The organism is Oribacterium sp. FC2011, from assembly GCF_000701645.1.
GTDB lineage: Bacteria > Bacillota > Clostridia > Lachnospirales > Lachnospiraceae > Oribacterium.
In genome coordinates this window covers 140,586-164,728 of sequence record NZ_JNJM01000003.1, presented here as the reverse complement: position 1 = coordinate 164,728, position 24,143 = coordinate 140,586, and the positions used below count along the sequence as shown (strand labels likewise).

The 24,143-nt window shown below is 40.7% G+C and carries 15 protein-coding genes; all 15 read left to right on the top strand.

The features are described from left to right. Positions 1–67: 67 nt before the first annotated feature. The 15 genes from T357_RS19910 to T357_RS0103470 all read left to right on the top strand — a co-directional run bounded on the left by T357_RS19910 (position 68) and on the right by T357_RS0103470 (position 24,068). Positions 68–1,255: a phosphotransferase gene (locus T357_RS19910; protein WP_049962243.1), complete on the top strand. Its 1,188-nt coding sequence runs from the start codon at positions 68–70 to the stop codon at positions 1,253–1,255. Between the two features lie 124 nt (positions 1,256–1,379). Next, entirely contained in the window at positions 1,380–4,544 is a 3,165-nt protein-coding gene (locus T357_RS0103535; protein WP_031548706.1) for an EAL domain-containing protein, read from the top strand. Positions 4,545–4,777: 233 nt separating this feature from the next. Then, a complete protein-coding gene (locus T357_RS0103530) occupies positions 4,778–6,277 on the top strand; it encodes a carbon starvation CstA family protein (protein ID WP_031548703.1) in 1,500 nt (499 codons plus the stop codon). 15 nt (positions 6,278–6,292) lie between these two features. Further along, entirely contained in the window at positions 6,293–7,300 is a 1,008-nt protein-coding gene (locus T357_RS0103525) for a hypothetical protein (protein ID WP_031548700.1), read from the top strand. Between the two features lie 263 nt (positions 7,301–7,563). Continuing rightward, the gene (locus T357_RS0103520; protein WP_049962242.1) at positions 7,564–9,381 is read left to right on the top strand and encodes a bifunctional metallophosphatase/5'-nucleotidase; all 1,818 of its coding nucleotides are present in this window, start codon (positions 7,564–7,566) and stop codon (positions 9,379–9,381) included. A 67-nt stretch (positions 9,382–9,448) separates the two neighbouring features. Then, on the top strand, positions 9,449–11,632 hold the full coding sequence (locus T357_RS0103515) for an NAD-dependent epimerase/dehydratase family protein (RefSeq protein ID WP_031548695.1): 2,184 nt from the start codon (positions 9,449–9,451) through the stop codon (positions 11,630–11,632). Positions 11,633–11,634: 2 nt separating this feature from the next. Continuing rightward, entirely contained in the window at positions 11,635–12,672 is a 1,038-nt protein-coding gene (locus T357_RS0103510) for a hypothetical protein (protein ID WP_031548693.1), read from the top strand. A 3-nt stretch (positions 12,673–12,675) separates the two neighbouring features. Beyond that, positions 12,676–14,571 carry a DUF2194 domain-containing protein gene (locus T357_RS0103505; RefSeq protein WP_049962241.1) on the top strand — a complete coding sequence of 632 codons (1,896 nt, stop codon included), beginning with the start codon at positions 12,676–12,678 and terminating at the stop codon, positions 14,569–14,571. A 58-nt stretch (positions 14,572–14,629) separates the two neighbouring features. Further along, a complete protein-coding gene (gene pelF / locus T357_RS0103500) occupies positions 14,630–16,042 on the top strand; it encodes a GT4 family glycosyltransferase PelF (RefSeq protein WP_031548687.1) in 1,413 nt (470 codons plus the stop codon). Further along, the gene (gene pelG, locus T357_RS0103495; RefSeq protein ID WP_049962240.1) at positions 16,030–17,559 is read left to right on the top strand and encodes an exopolysaccharide Pel transporter PelG; all 1,530 of its coding nucleotides are present in this window, start codon (positions 16,030–16,032) and stop codon (positions 17,557–17,559) included. The genes pelF and pelG overlap by 13 nt, the downstream gene beginning before the upstream one ends. Then, positions 17,556–19,442 carry a CotH kinase family protein gene (locus T357_RS0103490; protein ID WP_081828033.1) on the top strand — a complete coding sequence of 629 codons (1,887 nt, stop codon included), beginning with the start codon at positions 17,556–17,558 and terminating at the stop codon, positions 19,440–19,442. The genes pelG and T357_RS0103490 overlap by 4 nt, the downstream gene beginning before the upstream one ends. A 13-nt stretch (positions 19,443–19,455) precedes the next feature. Beyond that, positions 19,456–21,201, top strand: coding sequence for a CotH kinase family protein (locus tag T357_RS0103485; RefSeq protein ID WP_031548682.1), 1,746 nt, complete (start codon positions 19,456–19,458; stop codon positions 21,199–21,201). Positions 21,202–21,221: 20 nt separating this feature from the next. Beyond that, entirely contained in the window at positions 21,222–21,974 is a 753-nt protein-coding gene (locus T357_RS0103480) for a polyphosphate polymerase domain-containing protein (RefSeq protein WP_044916001.1), read from the top strand. Beyond that, the gene (locus tag T357_RS0103475; RefSeq protein ID WP_031548680.1) at positions 21,971–22,654 is read left to right on the top strand and encodes a DUF4956 domain-containing protein; all 684 of its coding nucleotides are present in this window, start codon (positions 21,971–21,973) and stop codon (positions 22,652–22,654) included. The genes T357_RS0103480 and T357_RS0103475 overlap by 4 nt, the downstream gene beginning before the upstream one ends. Next, positions 22,647–24,068 carry a DUF4832 domain-containing protein gene (locus tag T357_RS0103470; RefSeq protein ID WP_031548679.1) on the top strand — a complete coding sequence of 474 codons (1,422 nt, stop codon included), beginning with the start codon at positions 22,647–22,649 and terminating at the stop codon, positions 24,066–24,068. Before T357_RS0103475 ends, T357_RS0103470 begins: the two co-directional genes overlap by 8 nt. Positions 24,069–24,143: the final 75 nt, after the last annotated feature.

The following is a 24,143-nucleotide window of genomic DNA, read 5'->3' as shown; positions in this document are numbered from 1 at the left end:
TGATAGTTTTAACCGAAGTTTTTCTTTCAAACCTCAGTTACAAGTATCAATACAAAGGAGATGCAGCATGAGAACAGACACTGATAACAAGAAAACCACTGTTTACCTTGAGGGAAAGATCAATACGGATAATGCCGCAAACGTTGAGGCAGAAATATTAGCCATAGTCAATGAACTAAAGCCCGGACAGGAAATCCTTTTTGATGCAGAAAAGCTCGAATACATTTCCAGTGCAGGTCTGCGTGTTCTCATGAAGGTGAGAAAGCAGCTGGGAAAACCGATCACCATAACGGAAGTCAGCCGTGATGTATATGATATTTTCGAAACAACAGGTTTTACAGATCTGTTTAATGTAAAAAAAGTCCTTAGGAAAGTTTCCATAGAGGACTGCGAAAAAATCGGCGGTGCTCCAAACTGTGAAGTTTACCGTCTTGATTCGGAAACCATAGTTAAAGTTTATAAAGGGGATAAATATACCCGGGAGAAGATAGAAAAGGACAGGGAACTTGCCAAAAAGATTTTTACAGGAGGAATTCCTACGGCAATACCTTTCGACATGGTTAAAGTGGGGTCCCATTACGGTCTCGTTTTTGAAATGATGTCAGGAGGTTCTTTGGCAAGTATTCTTTCATCTCACCCCGAAGAAACAGAAAAGTACGGTAAACTCGTTGCAGGCTTTATAAAGAAACTTCATTCAACCGAGTTTGAAACAGGAGTTCTTCCGGATGCCAGGGCGCCGTATCTAAGGAACTTGAAATATCTTGAGGAGATAGGCGTTTACACAGAAGAGGAAGCAGAGAGAGTACATGAACTCCTCCGCACTATTCCTCATAGAAATACCTTTATCCATCAGAATCTTAATCCCGTTAACATCATGCTGATGGATGATGAGTTCATCCTTATAGATGTTGATGATTCAGGAACCGGACATCCTGTCTGGGATCTTATGGGAATGTATCAGGTTTATGTCACAGGAGCCAAAGCAGGTTGGACAAAATCTATGATGGGTCTCGGAGAAGAGGTCTTAAAGCCTCTGTGGAATACGATTCTTCATTCATACCTGGGGGAGGTACATAGTGATGATATCCCGGAGGTAAACAGAGTCCTTGGCGGCTACACGAAAATGAATCAGATTTTTGAGCTTGTAACAGACCCAACCATACCGGGAGATATAAGAAAGCCAACTATAGAAAAAGAAAAGGCAGCTTTCTTCGATATGATGGATACGCTTTACCCGGTACCGAGATGGATCTGATTTTAATTACAACGATTAGGATTCGCACACATCAGCAGAAAAACGCTTGATGTCAAAAAATCGATTATATAATAACCGATATTACAGGAAAACATCTTTAAAATGTTTTCAGGAGGGGTTTCAATTGGAAAAGTACAGATACTGTGACGAAGAACTTAAACTGATGGAGAACAGTCCGGTTCCCTTCGCAGTTTATCAATTTATAAATAAAAGAGTTATCACCATAATTCTTTCCCAAGGCTTCATTGACCTGTTCGGATTTGAGGACATGAAAAAAGAAGATGTTTATGCTCTCATGGATAACAACATGTACCGTGACACACATCCTGATGACATGGCTTCTTTAGGGGATGCTGCCTATCGCTTCGCAACTGAAGGCGGTGCCTATGACGTGGTCTACAGATCCAAAAAGCATGGGGAATACCGGATCATCCATTCCTATGGCAGACACATTTTTAAAGAAGACGGGGTCCGTCTGGCTTTTGTCTGGTATACGGATCAGGGTGCCTATGTTGAAGACGGTAAAAAAGAAAAAGACAGCCTGATGAATCTTTTCAAAAATCAGCTGGCAGAAAGAAGCATTAACGTCCAGACCAGTCATGACTATCTGACGGGTCTTCCTGCCATGACCTATTTCTTTGAACTTGCGGATGAAGGCTGCAAGAGGATACGTGAAAGTGGAAAAACTCCTGTCATTCTCTTTACCGATTTTAATGGAATGAAGGTATATAACCAAAACTATGGAATGGAAGAGGGGGACAAAGTTCTTAAGTCATATGCCGATAGACTGATCGGTATTTTTACCCATGAAAACTGCAGCAGATTCAGCTCAGACCACTTCTGTATCTTCACAGATCTGGAAAAAGGTCTTTCTGCAGCAAAACAGCTCACCTCCAACAATGCCGGAATTGATATCGAAAAAAAGCTACATCTCCGTATAGGTATGTATGTTTATGAGGATGAGAATATAAGCATAAGCGGTGCCTGCGACAGGGCAAAGGTGGCGTGTGATTCCGGCAAAAATACCTTTACTTCAAAGCTGTATGTTTTTGACCAAAAAATGATGACGACTATTGAGAATCGTCAATACGTGGTAGAGAATCTTGACAAGGCAATAAAAGAAGGCTGGATCAAGGTCTACTATCAGCCCATCATCAGAACCGCCAATGGCAGGGTATGTCATGAGGAAGCCCTGTCCAGATGGATAGATCCTGTAAAGGGCTTCCTTAGTCCTGCAGAATTTATACCTGCTCTTGAAGAATCCAACACCATATTTAAGCTTGATCTGTATGTTGTAGATTCTGTTTTAAAAAAAATGAAAGATCAGGCAAATCATGGTCTTTATATTGTTCCTCAATCAGTCAACCTGTCCAGATCCGATTTTTATACCTGTGATATCGTTGAAGAGGTAAGAAAACGTGTAGATGAGGCCGGAATTCCAAGAGACAGACTTGTTATAGAGATTACAGAAAGTATCGTAGGCGATGACATTGAATACATGATCGATAAAATCAACCGTTTTAATGAACTGGGTTTTAAGGTCTGGATGGATGATTACGGCAGCGGTTATTCATCTCCTATGATTCTTCAGAAGGTCTCCTTTGACCTGATAAAGATCGATATGCAATTTGTAAGACAGCTCGAAGAAGGTGAAAGGGCAAAGATCATACTGACCGAGATCGTCAGAATGGCAATGGCACTTGGAATGGACACAATCGCCGAAGGAATCGAAACAAAAAAACAGGCTGAATTCCTTAAGGACATCGGCTGCGATATGCTTCAGGGATACTATTTCTGCAAGCCGGTACCTCCGGAAGAAATCATTGAAAGAAACAGAAAAGGAATACAGATAGGCTTTGAAAACCCCAGGGAAGAGGATTATTATACCCAGCTTGGTAAAGTAAATCTTTATAATCTTTCCATTTCAGCAAGTGACATTCACGGAGGTACCAGTTATTTTGATACCTGGCCCATGGTCATGACTGAATGCAAGGATGGTCACATAAAGATCATAAAATACAATACTACTTTTAAAGCCTATACCGACGAACTATTCCCGGATTTCGCCAATAAATATGAGTTTGATTTATCTGATTTTAAGGGTAAAAACGGAGAGCTTTCCCTTAATGCAGTTTTACAATGTGCAAAGGATGGAAAGAGAATCATCCTTGATGACATGACAAAGGATGGAAAGATCATTCAGATCATGGCCTGGAGAGTGGCGGTGAATCCCGTGACAAAGGTTTCAGCTGTAATGGTTGCCGTATTATCTTCAACAGACCAGCGTGGCGGATTCCTTGACGAAGAACACAACAAAGAACTTCAAAGATTATCCGGAGAATATGAAAAGCTCCGGAAAGAAAATATGCGTCTTAAAGAAGAGGCAGATGTAATCCAAAAGATTACTGAACTCAAAAAATCCGTATCGGATCTTCTGACCAATATGCCTGCTATGACCTTCTCTAAGGATGTGGATACAGGAAAATACCTTGCCTGCAATCAGGCATTCGCCGACTATGCTCATAAGGAAACTCCTGAGGGTGTCGTAGGATTAACGGATTATGAGATTTTTGATGAAATCACCGCACGTCATTTTGTTGAGGATGACAAAAAAGCTCTTTCCATGAGTAAACCACACATTTTCTTCGAAGATGTGCCTGATGCAGCCGGAAATCCCCGTCAGTTCCAGACCACCAAGCTCAAATTCACTGATAATACGGGAAGAGAGTGTCTGCTGGGACTTTGTCAGGATGTTACGGATGCCATGAAGATCAAGCGTGAGTATACCGAAAAGCTGGCTCTTGTCCAGAACATGGCCGAGATTGATGCATTGACAGGCATTAAAAACAGAAATGCTTATGAGACAAGAGAGAATCTCATGGATCTGAGAATCAAGGAGCACCGTCAGCCTGAATTTGCCATCGTTGTCCTTGATGTTAATGACTTAAAGGTCATCAATGACACCGAAGGTCATGAAGCGGGAGATAAGTGCATCTGTGATGCCTGTGAGATAATATGCAGAACCTTTAAACGAAGTCCTGTTTACAGAATAGGCGGTGACGAATTTGTTGTTATATCCCAGGACGAGGACTACGAAAGAAGTGATGATCTCACCGGTATCATTGCAAAATACAATGAAGAAGCTCTCAAAACCGGAGGACTTACCATAGCCTGTGGAATGGCAAAGTATCATTACGAAGCAACCGTTGAAGAAGTCTTTGAAAGAGCTGATAAACGGATGTATGAAAACAAGCACTTTTTAAAGAAAATAAAAAGACAGCAACAATAATATATAGTTAACAAAAAGGAACGGTTCAGTGTCGATTTTTTATAAATTCATGACACTGAACCGTTTACTTATCGTTATGGATTTATCAACCAAAAAATTAACCAAATTAAAAATTATTTTTTTAACACATTTCACAGATATTATTAAGTCTCCTGAAATCTATTGAAACCGCTTTCAATTAATTCTAAAATAAATACGAAAATTTAATAAACAATCTACAAAGGAGGTAATGTATGATCAGTTTTTTGTTTTGTCTCTGTTTACTGATTGCGGGCTATTTTACTTATGGTAAATTAGTCGACAACACCTTTGGTCCCGACGACCGTGAAACACCGGCTGTCGCCATTAATGATGGAGTTGACTATGTTGTTTTACCACAGTGGAAGTTGTTCCTGGTTCAGCTTTTGAACATCGCAGGTCTTGGTCCTATTTTCGGTGCACTTCAGGGCGCTCTTTGGGGACCGATAGTATTTCTCTGGATCACCTTCGGTACAATTTTTGCCGGCGGCGTACATGATTACTTCTCAGGTATGCTCAGTGAGAGAAATAACGGTTATTCAATCGCAGAGGTAACAGGTAAGTATCTCGGAAATACCATGAAGTCCATCATGAGAGTTTTCTCTGTTGTTCTTCTTATTATGGTAGGTACAGTATTTGCTGTTGGTCCTGCAGGTCTTATTGTTCAGCTTCTTGCAAATAAGGGCGTGACCGGTGCATTTGCAAACACAGCTGTATGGCTTGCCATCATCCTTACTTATTACTTCATCGCAACATTTATTTCCATCGACAAGATCATCGGTAAGATTTATCCTGTATTCGGTATCTGCCTTATCATCATGGCGATCGGTGTTGTTATCGGACTTCCGTTAAATGGTTTCCATACACCTGAGCTTTGGGATCACTTCTATAACATGCATCCAAAGACAACTCCTGTATGGTCCTTCATGTTCATCACAGTTGCCTGCGGTGCTATCTCAGGTTTCCATTCAACCCAGTCACCTCTTATGGCAAGATGTCTTAAGTCCGAGAGACAGGGACACTTCGTATTCTACGGTGCGATGGTAGCCGAAGGCTGTATCGCTCTCGTATGGGCAGCGGCAGGTTGTTCACTCTATGCTGCTGAGGGCGGTCTCAATACAGGTCTTGCAGAGGCTCTTGCAGCAGGACAGTCAGCAGCTATCTATGATGTTTGTGTAAAGACCATGGGCAACGTCGGTGTTGTACTTGCAATGCTTGGTGTAGTTGCATGTCCTATCACTTCAGGTGATACAGCATTCCGTTCAGCAAGATATACAGTTGCAGACTGGATCAAGATGGATCAGGAGTCTTACATGAACAGACTTAAGCTCTGCGTACCATTACTTGGATGCGGTGCATTCCTTGGTTTCGGAAACTCCTTTGGACTTTTCAGTTACGCAGTGATCTGGAGATATTTCTCATGGACAAACCAGACTCTTGCTATGCTGGTTCTCTGGACAGGTGCAATGTATCTCGTAAGAGAGAAGAAGAACTACTGGGTATGTGCAGCTCCTGCAACTTTCATGTCAGCAGTATCAGCTACCTACTTCTCAATGGCTCCTGAATGCTTAGGTCTCATTCCTGTATTCACAAATAACAAGACATTTGCATATCCGTTTGGAATTATCGTAGCAGTATGCTTCCTTGGTCTTTTCCTTAAGGCAGCAAAGAAGTATAATCCCAATGTAAATGTTCATCATGCAGCACATGCATAAATAACAGAGGTTAAAATGTTTTTTACTCCTAAATGTCTCGGAACGACAACATTAACAAAAGAAGAACTGAAAGAAGATAAAGAAAAATGCCTGAAAGTAGGTCCCTGCGGACTTGGTGCTAAGGCACTTTATCTTAACAGTTTCTTTCTGGACAGAGTCTACTATATAAGCTACAAGGATATAAACAGATGCTTCAAACGAGTTGCCATGAGTAAGGGCGGCTTTACCGGAAAAGGTGTTTTCGGAAGTATGCCTTACCTGGTTGTGCAGTATGGCACCGGGCTTGAGAAACAGTGTAATTTTAAGTTCGAAGAAGAAGTTGATATGTTCCTTGAGGAGCTTTCAAAGATCAGACCCGAGATGCCTCTTCACAGCGTGGAAGCTGAATACAAGCTGAGAATGGCTGAAGAAGAGGAGCGGAAGAGATACTTAAAGGAGCTTTCTCCGGAACAGGAAAATTCCGTTAAGGTTTTAAGAGATGCTGAGGAAGTTGTCAAAGCTTATCCTGATCAGTATACAAAACTGTCTGTAACTGCTAAACAGAAGCGCGTCATCGAACGCATAAGTCCAACCTATCAGAAAGTTGCACTGGTTATCCTGATGCTTTCCATAGCTTCGGCACTGTTTGGTGTTTTTGCCCTTATCAAAGGGCAGGGCCTGGCCATTTACTTTGTGCTTTTTGGTTTCTCCTTCATCTTTATCGTTATTTCCTCAAGGATACTTCCCACAGGAAGAAATAATAAAGCTTATGCGGAGAAGGAATGGGCAGACGCTCTTAAGGATATGTCTGAAACCATGAAGGATACTAAAGACTTCCCGGTTCCGCCTCAGTATGCACATCCTGTAGTTCTGGAGAGAATGATAAGAGTCATAAGAGAGGGCAGGGCTGACAGCGTTAGTGATGCCTTTACTATAATGAAGGAAGACCTCAAGAAGCTGAACAGCGATGTTACTGTTTCTCAAAAAGAATATGACGAAGTGGTCCAGGTTAAACCAATGTTTCTGGTGATGGACTACCAATAAAAGATTTTGTTCAGGGAGAATGCTGATGATCTCAGCATTCTCCCTGTTTTTTACATTTTGAAAAGGAAAGCTGAACTTCCCACATTCAGCAGAAAACCAAACTGAAAGTTCTTCTTTTATTCCTTTTGTGAAGAATAATTTCTAAATAGAAAATCAAATATTATTATTATAAATATAAAGTCGATAAAATATGTAGCGAGTTAGGCTACATTTCGGCTTTATATTTTTTTTATATATTTTTGATCACAACGAGGTGACGATACATGCTTAAATCCAATTTTAAACGTTCTTTACGTACCTTACTTTCCATAACAACAGCCATGATGCTGATGACCGGCTGTATGGATCAGATACCGGAAATACAGGTCACTCCGGAGGAGACTTCAACAGGAGAAACCAAAACCACAGAAACCACTGCTGCCGGTGTAAAGTCCGGCGGAACTATGGCAGAAGGCAAAGAAGGGTCCGCTGATACCAAAGAACCGGAAAAGAACGGAGAAGTAGTGCTTCTCTTTACAAGTGATGTTCATTGCGGAATGGATAAAGGCTTCGGCTATGCGGGGCTTCAGGATGTGAGAGATAAATTTGATGCTGAAGGCTATACTACCATGCTTATTGATGACGGAGATTTTATTCAGGGAGAAGCAGTGGGAACTCTCACAAAGGGCGAAGATCTCGTAAAGCTTATGAATTCCCTCAATTATGACTTTGCTGTGGTTGGAAATCATGAATTTGATTACGGTATGGATCAGTTCATAAAGATCTCTGAAATGGCAAATTTCCCCCTCATAAGCTGTAACTTCAGAAAAAACGGTGAGCTTGTTTTTGAACCATATGTCGTTAAGGAAATTTGCGGAATAAAAATCGGCTTTGTGGGTGTAACAACCCCCACAACCATCACTACATCAACTCCAAAATTCTTCCAGGATGATAAGGGTGAATATATCTACGATTTCATGCAGGATGACACCGGAGATATGCTCTACGAAGCAGTACAGAAGTCAGTGGATGATGTAAGAGCACAGGGGGCTTCCTATGTATATCTTGTGGGACATCTCGGCATGTATGATGATGTACGTCCATGGACTTATGCAGATGTAATTTCACACACAAGTGGTATAGATGTTTGTTTTGATGGTCATAGTCATGACACTGAACATGTGGTCATGAAGGATAAGGATGGTAAAGACGTACCAAGATTTGGTCTGGGCACAAAGCTCAATGTCATCGGCTACAGCCACCTCAATAAAGATAAGGGCATAGTCGATACCAACGTTTGGAGCTGGGCAAATGATGTTTCTCTGCCTGATCTTCTGGGAATAAAAAATAAGATTTCAAAGGAAATTGATAATGATGATGCAGATGTGAACAAACTTATGGGAAAGGTGGTAGCCCACTCATCCGTAGAACTGACTGTAAACGATCCAAGGGAAAAGGATTCAAAGGGACAGCCTGTAAGAATGGTGCGACGTGCCGAAACAAATCTCGGCGATCTCTGTGCCGATGCTTACAGAGATCAGACAGGAGCTGATATCGGAATCATAAACGGCGGAGGCATCAGAGCCGAGATACAAAAAGGTGATGTTACTTACGGCGACATAATCAATGTAAATCCTTTCGGAGATACCATCGTTGTTATAGAAGCTAAAGGACAGCAGATCATTGATGTTCTTGAATGGGGCGCAAAAAACATTCCTGATGAAGACGGAGGTTTTATACAGGTTTCCGGATTAAGATACGAAATAGATGCCTCTGTCAAAAGCGGAGCTAAAAAAGATGACAAAGGTATGTGCACGGGATTTGAGGGTAAGCGCCGTGTTAAAAATGTAAAAGTCGGAACGGAGCCTATAGATCCTTCCAAGACCTACACCGTGGCCGGCATTAACTACCTTCTTCAGGAAAACGGAAACGGAATAACATCTTTCGACGGCTGCAAGGTAGTACAAAACAACCAGAAACTGGATAATCAAATATTGATAGATTACATTACAGAGACATTAAACGGAGAGATCGGAGACGAGTACAAAGATCCCTATGGGCAGGGAAGGATCGTGATACATGATGAAGGAGAGAATTCATAAGCACATTCAACTGATTCATCTGTAAATCTATCGTCCGTCGAAACAGGTTACTCTAAAAGGTGAGTACATGAAATATATCAAAACAAAAGAAGACTCAACTTCCTGTATCTTGATCGCAGGAAATACCAATTGTCTTGAAACGGAAACACTTAACCATATTGCGGATTATTACAGAGTTGTCATCATTTCTGACGACTCTGATAATGTTGCCCCGATTAAGCTTTCCGCTAAATATTCAAAAAGAATAAAGACCTATAAAGAGGATCTCTCCTCTGATAACTGTAAAAAAATATTTCACGCTTTTTCACCGGACACAGTATGGTATTTTTCAGGTTATACAGATGGGTGTGATGGTCTCAGAGACGAAAACAAGAAATTGTCGGCTCTGATCCATAACTGTTCTGCAATCGGAGTTCAGAAGCTAATTTTTATATCCTCCGTCAGCAGCCTTAACTACTACTACAAGGATACCGTCAACGGCAAAGTGAAGATTTATCTGTCTGAAACCGGATTCGAATGCAGTCAGCTTGAAAATCTTTGCAGATACAGCTCCACAAAAAACTATTTGAAATACATAATCCTGAGAGCTCCTTACCTGTACAGCAAATATAATAATACTAAAAACTATCTGGGCAGTCTCTTCAGCAGGATGGAAGAGATCGAACCTATAGTTTTTCCATATGATGCCTCCGGAAAGGTTGATTTTCTTTCTGTTCGCGACCTTACAGAGCTTTTAATGTTTATAACCGAGGAAACCCTGGATGATGCAGGAACCTACACATTAACCTCGGATTCAGGACTTACTTATCAATCATTTGCAGAATTACTTAAAAAATGTGAACCTTCAACACAGGCAAGCTTTTCCGAAGGAAAGCCCTGCGTTTTGGAGCTTGATGAGAAAAACGAAAACAGAAATATAAGAAAAGAGTATGGCTTCATCCCTTTGGATAACATTGTAGAAAATCTGAATGACTTCTATAAGATATACATTCAAGGACTGAATAAAGAAGTAAATATTCTTGAAAATCTTTTGGAGAGGATGCCTAAGCTTCCGCATATAGCATTGGCAGTTACCGAAACACTTGTTCTGTTTGTCATCATCCAGCTGCTTTTACCTTATACTTCAGATAATACGCTTTTTAAATATGTGGATCTGAGACTATTCTTTGTTGTCATACTGGGTGTTACCTACGGAATGATACCGGGAATGCTTGCGGGACTTCTGATGTGTTTTTCATTGATATACTCTTATTCTCAGATAGGGATCACGATCAAGATGCTTTTTTACAATATGGACTACTGGCTTCCCTTCGCCATTTATCTGATGACCGGAGCCATTACGGGCTATCTTGTAAGTACAAAGGATCAGAAACTGAAATTTGCTGAGGATGAGGCAATTTCCCTTCACAACAAATACTCCTTCCTGAATGATGTTTATATGTCAGTCATAAACAACAAGGAAGAGTATAAACGTCAGATACTTGGTTATCAGGACAGTTTCGGAAAGATATTTGAAGCAGTTCACAGTCTGGACAGTTCAGTACCTGAGAAGATCTTTATGAACAGCATTGAAACTCTGGAAAATATCCTGGACAACCACACTATAGCAATTTATACCCTGGATAAATTCCAGAGATACGGAAGACTGGTGGCATGTTCAAGAGAGCTTCTGACGGATCAGCCTAAATCTCTGAATATTGAACAGATAAGTGATGTTTATGAGGTGATCAAAAACCGTGAGACCTGGAAGAATATTGATTTTAAAGAGGAGCTTCCTGCCTATGCTTACGGAATCCTGGATGAGGGAAAAGTCCGTATCATGATCTGTATTTATAAGGCATCACAAATGCAGATGAGTCTTTACTACATGAATCTTTTCACCATCATCTGCCACCTTATAAGATTCGCCTTTATAAGAGCACTGAGATACCAGACTCTTATGGAAGAAAACAAATACTTTGAGAATACCGGAATCCTTAAGCCAGAGTTTTTCATATCCGAGCTTAAAGCCCAAAGGAATATGGCGGATAAGGGCATCGCAAATCATGTGCTATTGAAGCTGCATTCATTCAACATTGTTGAAACCGATAAAAAGCTGGGACATCTCATACGTCATACCGATTCCCTGGGAATAGGAGAGGATGGAAAATATTATCTTCTGATGAGACAGATCAATCCCAATGTATTCAAGATCATAGATCAGCGTCTCAGGGAAAATGGTATCGAGTTTACAGTTGTGGAAGGAGTGTGAGCATGATCCTTTTAATGATTCTATTTGCACTTCATTACATTATATGTATCGTTTTATTTGTCCTTATGAAAACCGGAAGACTCCGCCACAACTACGTTAACCTTTTTATAGCTATATTTATACCTTTATTCGGACTTATCTTTATGCTGGCCAAAAAAACTTCTGACATTCGAAGTGACAGAACCGCCATTGATATAGATCTGGAAGTAAAGCCTGATGACGAAGCAAAAGTCCTGAATGCTTCATCAGCTTTAAAATTTGAAGATAATGAAGATGACGAAGAAGCTCCTGCCGGATCCGAAGCCACGGAAGCTGCTACCCGTTCCTCCGGCGGCGACACAATGATGGATGTGATCAGCGATATAAAAAAGAGTATCATTATAAGTGATGACAGCGCAGCAGGAAATGTTGTTCCGCTTTCGGAAGCCCTTGCCATAAATGATACAAAAACCAAGAGAGCTCTTATCATCGATCTCCTTTACTCGAATCCGACTGATTTTGTCCAGCAGCTTTTCTATGCAAAATCAAACGGTGACACTGAGGTTGTACACTATGCAGCAACGGCACTTACCGAAATACAAAAAGATTTTGACCTTAAGTTAAACGATCTTTTAAACAAAAAGGCCTTATATCCCGATGATCATAAACTTGATCTGGATTACATGAACCTGCTTGAAAAATACATTGCAAGCGGACTTCTCAGCGGTGAGAGACTGAAGAGTAATCTGAGAAAATTCTCCGATCTCATAGCTGGTGAGCTGATGAAGGATAATGTCAAGGGACGATGGTCACTCATAAACAAAAAAGCCAATGCAGATCTTCAGTTACAGGACCTTAAGGCTTTATATGAAGACATCGATTACATGACCAAACGATGGCCTGAAAGAGAAGGAATCTACATCTATTTACTTCACTGGGCCATATTGAAAAAGAACAGAACTCTTATCAATGACATAATAAGTCAGATAAAAAAGAAAGTTGAATACATTCCGGAAGAACTCAGAGATCTGATGGATTTCTGGGATGAGAAGGCCTGTTAGAAAATGGATAATGAGAATATCAACCACAGACATAAAAGAAGGAATACAATACTGGCCAAAGCCGGCTTCGACGGTCTCTACATTATAGGGGCTGTATTTTGCCTTACCATGGCTGCACTTGTGCTTCTTCAGATGAATATCCAATACAGTATAAGACCTGACAGACTCAGCATAATGTCAAAGGAGGAGCTGTCACGTATCAAGACCACGGAGAATGCAGAAGGTGTAGTTAAAGCAACAGGAGACGGAAGAGTTCTTCTGGTTTTGGAACCGGGAGACAATCAAAGTGACGATGCGAGAGATATATGGATTCCGATACTCAGCCAGATGAAGATGCCTTACGATGTTTGTGATGCAGCTGACTACAAATCCGATTCTCTTAAAGATTACGATAAACTGGTTCTTGCGATCACCAATTACCATAAGATTTCAAAAGAGCTTTCCGGTATTCTGGCCTGGGTGGAAAATGGCGGTAATCTCATGGTGCCTTATCCTCCTTCCTATCCCGGAAGCTATCAGGGAATGTTCAACATGCTTGGAGTAAAGGACTGCGGTGAGTCCAATGTTTTGGTTGAAGGTATTCATTTTACCAGGGATTTTATGATAGGCGGCACTGCCCATGACTTCCCAGTGACAGATGCCTTTGACGCAGCCTTAAGTTATACCCTGGAAAATGACTGTGAAGTATACATGGAATCTTCTGATGATTATCCAACTCCGCTTATCTGGAGAAGGAATTACGGAAAAGGTTCCGTAGTAGTAGATAATTTTGGCTATCTTGAGAAAGCTTACAGAGGCATACATTGTTCAGCCTTCAGTCTTCTTGATGATTACTGTGCATATCCTGTAATTAACGGAGCCACCTTCTATATAGATGATTTTCCTTCTCCGGTCCCTGAAGGAGACAATACATATATAAAGAGAGATTACAATATACCTGTTGCCGATTTCTATATGCAGATCTGGTGGAATGACTTATACAGAATGGCGCAGAAATACGGTATTGATTATACAGGTCTCGTCATAGAAGATTACTCAGATGTAGTAAGTGGTGATTTCCCTAGAAATTACGAAACTTCTCAGTTTTATTACTATGGAAACATGCTCCTGGATGAAGGAGGCGAGATAGGGATACATGGCTATAACCACATGCCGCTGGTTCTTGAGAATTTTGATTATCAGGACAAATATGACAGTTATGTTCCCTGGCCCACAAGGGAAGATATCAGAAAATCTCTTGATGAAGTATTTGACTTTACACACAGACTGTTTCCCAATGAGGAATTGAATGTCTATGTTCCTCCTTCAAACATTCTTTCCGATGAAGGAAGGGAGATACTTAGCCTGTATACTCCGACACGCTGTATTGCTTCAATTTATTTTCCGGGAGAAATGTGTTTCGAACAGGAATTTGATATCTCCGAGGATGGTATCATAAATGCCCCTCGTGTAACCTCAGGATGTATAATTGATGATTACATGAAAATAGCAGCTCTTTCGGAGCTTAATTTCCATCTTGTCAACTCACATTTCCATCATCCGGATGATGTACTTGATGAAGACAGAGGAGCAAAACTCGGATGGGAAAAGCTCTATAACAACCTTCTTGAATATTTTGGATGGCTGTACACAAGCTGTCCTGCCATCAGAAATCTTTCAGGTACAGAGCTGTCCGGTGCCATAGAACGATATGACCTGATAAAGATAAACCGTGAATATACCGGCAATGACATCAACCTTAATTTCAACAGCTTCTATGATGAAGCCTGGATGCTTGTAAGAATCAACAACGGCAAGAGTATAGATACAATAACAAACGGAAGCTATACAAAGGTAGCGGAAGATCTTTATCTGGTAGAGTGTACGGAAGACAAGGTTGATATAAAACTGACTGCATGATTATCAGCTCTCAGGGACTTCAAAAAGTCCGAATATATATATTATACAGAGGTGTGAAGTGAGGATCTGCGTAATTCTGGAAGGATGTTATCCATATGTTACAGGAGGTGTATCTACCTGGATACATCAGTATATGTCTGCCATGCCTCAGCATGAATTTGTCATATGGGCCATAGGTGCCGACGCCTCCATGAAAGGTAAATATAAATATACTTTGCCGGAAAACGTGGTGGAAATACATGAAGTATTTTTAAATGATGCCCTTACCCAAAAGGGTATTCCGAAAAGATATAAGTTTTCAAAGCAGGAGATAGCAACACTCCGCGCTTTCGTAAACTGTGCTTCACCGGACTGGGATCTTTTGTTTAAGATGTACTCCCAGGACAGGATAGACCCCATTTCTTTCCTTATGAGCGAAGAGTTTCTGGATATACTTATAAATCTTTGTGAAGATGAGTATCCATATACGGCATTTTCTGATTTTTTCCACACAGTAAGGTCAATGTTCCTGCCGGTACTGTATCTTCTCAGCATGGAAGCGCCGAAAGCAGATCTTTTTCATTCCATAGCCACAGGCTACGGCGGTCTTCTGGCGAGACTCGGAAGCTATAAATATACCGTTCCTTATATGATAACCGAGCATGGGATTTACACAAGAGAGAGAGAAGAGGAGATAATTCGTGCCAAGTGGGTTATACCGGCCTTTAAAAAGCTCTGGGTAAAGTTTTTTTACATGCTTTCGGAATGTGCCTACAGTAAGGCTTCCATGGTCACAAGTCTTTACTCGGACGCAAGAAAGATACAGATAGAAATGGGATGCGACCCGGATAAATGTGTATTCATAGGGAACGGAATTCATTATGAAAGATTCAAAGACATCCCCATGAAGGAACCTTCAGAGCATATCGATATGGGTGCCGTTCTACGTATTGCCCCCATAAAGGATGTCAAAACCATGATATATGCTTTTGCCGGAGCCAAGGAAAGGGTTCCCAACGCAAGACTGTTTATTGCGGGTCCCGAAGATGATAAGCAGTATGCAAAGGAATGCTATGATCTTGTGGATCTTCTGGAGGTTGATGATGTTTATTTCATGGGACCTATCAATGTTGTAAAGCATCTGGGAGATTTTGATTTCACAATTCTATCCAGTGTTTCGGAAGGTATGCCTCTTTCAGTGCTTGAATCTTTCGCTGCAGGAAGACCCTGTGTCACAACAGATGTGGGCAGCTGCAAGGAGCTTCTGGCAGGATCTCCCGAAGACGATTTCGGCATGGCGGGAATCTGTGTTCCTCCCATGGATATTCCGGAACTCACAAATGCACTTATACAAATGTGTTTAAAACCCGAAGCCCGATATCAAATGGGTATAGCAGGAAGAAACAGAGTTGCAAAGTTTTTTCTCCACGACGATATGATCAAAAAATATCAGAGTGTTTACGATGAGGTATTTAAAAGATGGCAGGTATAGGCTTCAGCTTAAAAAAACTCTTCAGTAAAAAAGGAATATTCAGTCTTTGCAAGGCTTACGGCTACTCCGGAATAGTAACCATAGGCCCCATGCTGCTGGGCATTATATTCCTTTGCGGCATAGCCATGCTGTCACAAAGCATAGGAATCAGCGATTACAAAAGACATATTTTAAACTGTTCACTGACCTATAGTCTGATGTTTGCATTCTTTATAACCTCAATCTTTGATATGGTGGTTACAAGATATGTTTCCGACAGGCTTTATGAAGATAAAAAAGATAAAGTTATGCCATCCTTTTATGGAGCGGTATCCCTGGAGCTGGTTATCTGTCTTATCACATATACGCCTATACTGATAGCTTCAGTTGAAAATTTCCTGCAGCTCATTTTATGCCTTTGGTTTGCCATGATCCTTATGGTGGTCTGGACAGAAATGATCTACATAACAGCCCTGAAAGATTTCAGTTCCATCGTTATCTCCTTTACAATCTCACTTATGTCAGGCTTTTTACTGGCGCTTATAATGATTGTCCTCGGAATGGCAAGTATGGAAGGATTTTTACTATCCGTGACTGTTGCTTACGGAATACTGGCAACAAGAATGTATATGCTTATGCTGGATTATTTTCCGAAAAGTTCAGGGAGCAATTACTCTTTTCTCAGATACATCGACAGGTATCCCGAATTGCTTGTTTCCAGTTTTCTTATGAAAGTAGGGCTTCTAGGCCATGTCCTTATCATGTATTTTGGTCCTCTTAAAGTTCAATACAGAGGATTGTTTTACGGCGCTCCCGAATATGAGGTACCGGCTCTTATGGCATTTGCTTCAATCCTTATATCCACCATCAACTTTGTAGTTTCTGTGGAGGTAAATTTTTATCCAAAGTACAGTAACTATTATGGACTTTTCGCCTATAAAGGTGCTATCAAAGACATCAAACTGGCCGAGAAAGATATGCTCAGAGTTCTTTCACGTGAACTGGCTTATCTTGGAAGTAAACAGGTATTTGCCACCATTATCTTTATAGTTGTCGGTACTCCTTTGGTTGAAATCCTTTTCCCGGGAGTAAGTTCATTGTCTCTTGCTATATATAAACTCCTTTGTGTCGGCTACGGAGTATATGCCATAGCAAATTCTGTACTTCTTATAGAGCTGTATTTTGATGATTATACAGGAGCTTTAATCGGTTCACTTCTTTTTTCCGCCATAAGTGTCGGTGTTACCATCTGGCAGATTATATTTGGAAATGAGCAGTTCTATGGTATGGGATTTTTCGCAGGTGTGATCATATTCTATTTTTATATAATCACAAGACTTAACTGGTATTCCAGAAGGCTGCCATATTATCTTCTTTCAAAACAGAATCTGGTTCAGACTGAAGAAAAAGGCATTTTTGTAAGTATAAGTAAGAAACTGGAAGAAGCCCAGGCCAGAGAGGATCTTAAATGGAAAAGCAAAGAACCGATTCTGAGTAATGCAGGAGGAAGTAATTCAGGAGGAGGTGCAAATCAGTGATCAACAAATCAATTCACTATTTCTTTGCCTTCTTCATTTGCATATGTATCCTTACTGCATGTTCCTTTAAAGAACGTGCTTCAGGGGAAGGGACAGCTGCAGCCTCGACTGATCCGCTCAATTTCCTTAGTGAGACTGACAATGAATCCACTACGGAAACTGAGCCGATCATCAAAGCTGAACCTGCCGAAGAGCACCTCCGTGACAATAAGGAGCTATACAAAAACCAGGACGACTATTCTGTCATCACCATGTATCTTACTGTCAGTAAGGGTAACGCAGGTGACGGCACTGACCATACATGGTTTGATGTCAATGCTTATTCTGAGAATGATTATGCAAAAATGGGCATCAAAGATCGTTTTAAAGCAGAGGGACTCCTTCAGATTGATGAGACAGGAAAGGGCATTACCGAAAGCTCCTTCGGATATGGAGAAACTATTCCCAATGTTTCAGTCCAGATGAGAGGGCAGTCATCCACTTCCAACAGGCAGAAAAACTATAAGGTCAGGATAAAAGACGGGAGAGGATCTTTCAGAGGCCAGCGTACTCTGAATCTGACAAAACATATGACCGAAGCCTATCGCTTTACAAATAAGCTTTGTTACGATCTCGGAAATACTATCCCTGAAATCATCGCCGGGAGGACTCAGTTCGTTCATTTATATGTTAAGGACGAAACTTCCGATGAAGACTCATTCGGAAAGATTTTTACCGATATCAAAGATTCCGAAATAAAGCCCGAAAATGACACAGTTGATCATGACGGCTTTAAAGATTACGGTCTCTATACCATGGCTGAGCAGGTGAACAGAACCTATCTCAAAAATCATGGTTTTGATGAAAACGGACAGCTGTATAAGCTTTCATTTTTTGAATGGACTATCCAGGAGGATCTGATGCTGGATCAGGACGATCCTTCATTTGACCAGTCCAAATTTGATGAATTTCTGGAATCAAAGGTCAACGATGACCACGATAACCTTCAAAAAACTTTATCGGAAGTCAATAACTATTCCATTCCTATTGATAGGATCCTTGAAGAACACTTTGATATAGACAACATGATGTATTTCCTGGCCTTCAATATATTGAACGGAAATGATGATGTAGGCCCCCGTAATCTGTTTCTGTACAGTCCGCTGAATTCCGAAAAATTTTATTTTATCTGTTGGGATATGGATGGATCAATGCAGGCAAATTACAGGGAAACAATTAATTTTTCAGAAGGAAAATCCTGGTCACGCGGAATGACAAAGTACTTAATCCTGGTGCTTGTAAACCGGATGATGAAAGAACAGAAGTACAGGGATATGCTTTCAAACGCTGTTGACGATATTTATCAAAACTACTTTTCTCCACAAATAGTTGAAGCCCGCGCAAAAAAGTATGCTGAAGTAGTAAAACCTTTCCTTTTTTCATCTCCTGATTTTTATTATTCACCAATAAAGGATCAGGCTCTTTATGATGAACTGGTTTCAAAACTTGGGGATGAAGTGGAACAAAACTACAAGGACTACCAGGAATCCTTAAAATGGCCATGGCCTTTTTATGTAGACCTGCCAACCGTGGACTACCAGAAAAATACAACCACCTTTAGCTGGGGAGCTTCTTATAATTATGGCAGGAACGTAACCTATGACTACATGCTTGCCACAGATTATTTGTTTGAAAACATTTTATACGAGGGTCATGACCTTGTTGTTCCTTCAACAACCATAAAGAGTCTGTCCCCGGGAACTTACTATCTGAAAGTCACCGCGACAAGTGACTCAGGTTACACCATAGATTGTTTCGACTATTATCCGATGGAAGATGGAGGCAAATATTTTGGGTGCTTCTGCTTCACTGTCAATAATAACGGCACCGTAGTATATAGCTAAGAGGAAGTATAGGATGAAAAAAGATACCTTACTCAAAAATACATTTTTTATCATATGTCTTTTGGGATCTGTAATGTCATTTTCGGCATGCACTAAACCGACAGCTTCCTACGAAAAAGCCTCCACAGAGTCTCTTATGGAGGTGAAAGACAATAATGTACTGTATGAGACAGCTATGGCTGAACCCGTATTGTATCTTACCGTTGGATGGGAAAACGATCGTAAGAATACAGGTTATTATTCATGGACTGATATAAACAGTCATGATATTTCCTGGTATGAGACCAATGATGAAGATATCCACTACTGCGAAGCCCTTGTACAATTCGGTGATGAAACCGGACCTTCTTCCACAAGTTTTGGTTATGGAGACCTTACTCCAAATGCAACTGTAAGACTTATAGGTCATAAAGCGTCAAAAAGACCTCAAAAAAGTTACAAAGTAAAAATCAATTCTGGAAGCGGTAATGTATCAGGTGTAAAGAACTTTAACCTTAAGAAGTGCTTCGGTGATCCGTTCCGTTTCTTAAACAAGCTGTCTAATGAGCTGATAAGGGATATCGACCCCTTGTTATCTGCAAGAACGGAATTTGTTCATCTGTATGTAAAAGACAACTCCCTTGAGGGAAACCAGTTGTTCGTTGATTATGGTCTGTATACCATGACTGAATCAGTAAATAAACGATACCTTACAAACAGAAATCTGAACAGCAGCGGAGAGCTGTATGATGTTGAGAATTTCGATTTCAGGAGACATGAAGATGTGATCGTTCAGCCAACCGATTCCCGTTATGACCAGAAAAAATTCGAGCAGCTCCTGGAAGCTGAAGGCAGTAATGATTATTCGAAGCTTATCCGGATGCTTGATGCTTTAAATGATGACTCCAAGGATATCGAAAGCATTGTAAACTCATACTTCAATGAAGATAATCTTTACAGCTTTATGGCTTTAAACATTCTTATGGATAATAAGGATACGGATACCGAAAAGTTTTATCTGTACAGTCCTGTAGGCTCCGAAAAATTCTATTTTATACCGGGAGATATGGATGGGTCACTAAGGGCAGACTATAGGCTTGTCAGAGATCAGGATTACTCTGCAGGATGGGAGAAAGGCATATTTATCTTTAATGATTCAGTCCTGTTTTCAAAAATTCTGAAGAACAGGAACTGTATCAATAAACTAAGTGAATACGTTAAAAAGCTTCATAATTCTGTTCTTAGTCCTGATAATGTCTCTGAGAAGGCAGTCGAACTTTCCAAAACTGTAAAGCCCTTCCTGTTTTCTCCTCCTGACATGAAGTTTGCAAGAGTATCGGAAGAAGAATACGGAACGCTCATATCGGAGATACCTTTACAGATGGAAGATAATTATTATTCCTACAATGATTCTCTCCTTACTCCATGGCCCTTCCATATAAAGGAGCCGACAATTCTGGATGATGACACTATCACCCTTAACTGGGAAGAATCCTTTATCCTGGATTCAAACCTCACATACGATGTAACATTATCTGACTCCTGGGGATTTAACAATATCCTCGTATCAAAAACAGGATTGACTAAAACAAGTCTTAACATTAATTCCCTTGAGCCGGGACAGTATTTTCTGAAGGTTGTTGCCAAGTCTGATAATTCCTATGGCCTCGAACAGGAGGCATATGAATACTATAATACCGAAACCAAAAAGACAATCCATGGTGTTATGTGTTTTTATGTCATGGATAATGGCAGCATCAAAGCATTGACCTATAAATGACCGATAGCGGGAGGATACAAATGGCCGAAAGAAAACAAGTATTCAGAAATGAATGGAAATATGTCATATCCCGAAGCCAAAGTCTGGTCTTGAGGAAAAGATTGGAGCCGTTTCTGAAACTGGATTCGCATGCAGGTCCTGAAGGTTATGAAATCCGAAGTCTTTACTTCGATGATTATTACAATTCAGCCTACCAGGAGAAACTCATGGGTGTCTTCTACAGAAAAAAATGGAGGATCAGGATCTACAATTACAGTGATTCCAAGATCTCGTTAGAGAGGAAGTTGAAAAACGGGAATTACATTTTTAAGGAAGCAGCCGACCTTACCCGTTCCGAAGTCGAGATGATTCTGAATGGCGAATATGGATTTCTTCTTTATAAAGAAGAAAATCTGTGTAAAGAGTTCTATGTTGAGCTTGTAACAAATCTTTTGAGGCCAAAGGTTATCGTTGACTATAACCGTATACCTTTAATACAGGAAGAGGGAACCGTACGTATAACCTTTGACAGCGAGATTGCTGCCGCAATAGGGGGATTTGATATTTTTGATGAAAGTCTTCCAAAAATTCCTGCTATAGAACCTGAAACAGAAGTACTGGAAGTAAAATATACTGAATTTTTACCCATGCTCATAAAAGAACTTCTGCCTGTTGACGGACTGGAGTTCATTGCTTTTTCAAAGTATGTCGGTTGTTATGAGGCAGCTCACCACATAACAGATGTAACGGCGGGAATAAGTAAAACAAATATCGGTTGGAGGAATCAAATATGACTACAGGTGATTATTTTAAAAAATCCGTTATAGAAACCTTTACAGCAAGAAACGGGCTTACCCTTGATTTTATCATCAGTGCGGTAATAGCACTTACCGTCGCAATTATATTAGGTTTTTTTATACAGTCTCTATATAAAAAGTACTACGGAGGAGTAGTTTATTCCTCCTCCTTTGCCATGACACTTGTGGGCATGACGATCCTTACCTGTTCCCTGACACTGGCCATAAGCAGTAATATCGTTATTTCCCTCGGTATGGTAGGTGCCCTTTCCATCGTAAGATACAGAACAGCAATAAAGGACCCCATGGATCTTCTTTACCTGTTCTGGTCCATTTCAATCGGTATCATTGTAGCCGCACAGATATACCCTCTGGCAGCTATCACTATGGTTATAATGTATATTCTGGTAAAAAGATTCTATGCGTTAAAGAAAAATGGTCTGATTTACATACTGGTTGTACATTACGAAGGAGAGGCAACTGGTGCAAAGATCATGAAGATGCTCGGAAGTCAGCATTATCAGATAAAGTCCAAGACCATGAGAAAAGAAAATGTCGAACTTACCGTGGAATTCCGTAACAAGCATGACAATCTTCTGATAGCCGACATGATAAACGATCTCCCCGGAGTAAAGGATGTAAATCTCATTCAGTATAATGGTGAATATAATGGCTAAAAAAAACCGCTTGATACAATTTATCAAGATTATCGTCCTAGCAACAGCGATATGCATTTTGATGTTTTATATAAAGGCCCGATCCAATTACAATGTAAACATCGGTTTTGCCTCGGATAATGCCATGTACGATAATCCTCTTATCGGTTTTGCTCCTTCGGCTGACAATACTGAACTTTGTGAAAAAGCGAAGCTTGTATATATCAGACTGACCTGGGCAGACTGGGAGCCGCGTGAGGGTAGTTTTGATATTGACGGACTTGAAAACAGGTTCAACCTTCAAAGGTGGAAATCCGAAAATAAGCATGCCATTATCAGATTCGTGTGCGATATTCCGAGATCCGAATCCCACATGGACATACCGGAATGGCTTTATTCCAAAACATCCACAGGTACTTTCTATGACACGGTACTTGGAAAAGGTTATTGCCCCGATTATTCAGACCAGACTTTCAAAGAATATCATAAGCGCGCTCTGGAAGCTTTGGCAGAGTACTGTAATCGTGATCATTTTGTATCATTTGTTCAACTTGGAAGCCTCGGACACTGGGGTGAATGGCACGCCACGGGAAATAATGATGAGTCCCTTATGCCCAGTGAAGAGGTTTGCGAAGAATACGTTAATCTATACTCACAAAACTTCAAAAATGCTCTTCTCATGACCAGACGCAACTATAACTTTGCTATGGAACAGGGTTACGGCGTTTTCAATGATATGGTTGGTCACAGCGGGGATACCGCAAAATGGATTGACTGGCTGAACAAAGGTGGCACCCAGCGGACTTCCGGTCAGGAATTAACTCTTAAACCGGTTCCGGACATAGGAATAGTGCACCCTGTAGGAGGAGAGTTCACCAGCAGTGTTCCCATGGAGGAGATACTGGGAAACGGGCTTGGGGATGTGCTCCAGAATGTTACTACTTCAAGGATGACATATCTTGGTCCCAAGGTTCCGGATTTTACTGATGAACAATATGCATTGACCATGGATTCGATTCTCAGAAGAATGGGTTACCGCATTTACCTTTCAAGGCTCAAAATGCTTTACAACTATTCCTCCAACACCCTTAATATGACTCTTTCCTTCAGAAATTCAGGAAATGCAGGTTTCTACTTCGACTGGCCCGTAACCATGGTAGTTTTTGATAAGGATAAGAAAAAAGTATTCTGGCAGGGGCTTGACATCGATCTCAGAAAATTAACCAAAGACGAAGACGTATCCACCACCGTATCCGTTCCTTTCTCTGAGAAAATCAGTGATGAATTTTATCTTGGTCTGTACGTCACAGACTATGACGGTAAGGATCATGTCATACTGTCACAGTTTCCGGCAGAAGATATCACATATATAGATGATGTTCAGATAGTCTATCATTATCCGGATGATAACGATAAGGAGAAGACTAAAGGCTAAAGCACTAAATCCCGGGCATAAATAAAGGCGAATGTATCAGTTTAAGCTGACGCATCCGCCTTTTTCGGTTTTATA

Excerpts from the sequence above, each read along its gene's own strand:
- T357_RS19910 (WP_049962243.1), top strand. The coding sequence starts at position 68 with ATGAGAACAGACACTGATAACAAGAAAACCACTGTTTACCTTGAGGGA.
- T357_RS0103530 (WP_031548703.1), top strand. The coding sequence starts at position 4,778 with ATGATCAGTTTTTTGTTTTGTCTCTGTTTACTGATTGCGGGCTATTTT.
- T357_RS0103525 (WP_031548700.1), top strand. The coding sequence starts at position 6,293 with ATGTTTTTTACTCCTAAATGTCTCGGAACGACAACATTAACAAAAGAA.
- T357_RS0103520 (WP_049962242.1), top strand. The coding sequence starts at position 7,564 with ATGCTTAAATCCAATTTTAAACGTTCTTTACGTACCTTACTTTCCATA.
- T357_RS0103515 (WP_031548695.1), top strand. The coding sequence starts at position 9,449 with ATGAAATATATCAAAACAAAAGAAGACTCAACTTCCTGTATCTTGATC.
- T357_RS0103510 (WP_031548693.1), top strand. The coding sequence starts at position 11,635 with ATGATCCTTTTAATGATTCTATTTGCACTTCATTACATTATATGTATC.
- T357_RS0103505 (WP_049962241.1), top strand. The coding sequence starts at position 12,676 with ATGGATAATGAGAATATCAACCACAGACATAAAAGAAGGAATACAATA.
- pelG (WP_049962240.1), top strand. The coding sequence starts at position 16,030 with ATGGCAGGTATAGGCTTCAGCTTAAAAAAACTCTTCAGTAAAAAAGGA.
- T357_RS0103485 (WP_031548682.1), top strand. The coding sequence starts at position 19,456 with ATGAAAAAAGATACCTTACTCAAAAATACATTTTTTATCATATGTCTT.
- T357_RS0103480 (WP_044916001.1), top strand. The coding sequence starts at position 21,222 with ATGGCCGAAAGAAAACAAGTATTCAGAAATGAATGGAAATATGTCATA.
- T357_RS0103475 (WP_031548680.1), top strand. The coding sequence starts at position 21,971 with ATGACTACAGGTGATTATTTTAAAAAATCCGTTATAGAAACCTTTACA.
- T357_RS0103470 (WP_031548679.1), top strand. The coding sequence starts at position 22,647 with ATGGCTAAAAAAAACCGCTTGATACAATTTATCAAGATTATCGTCCTA.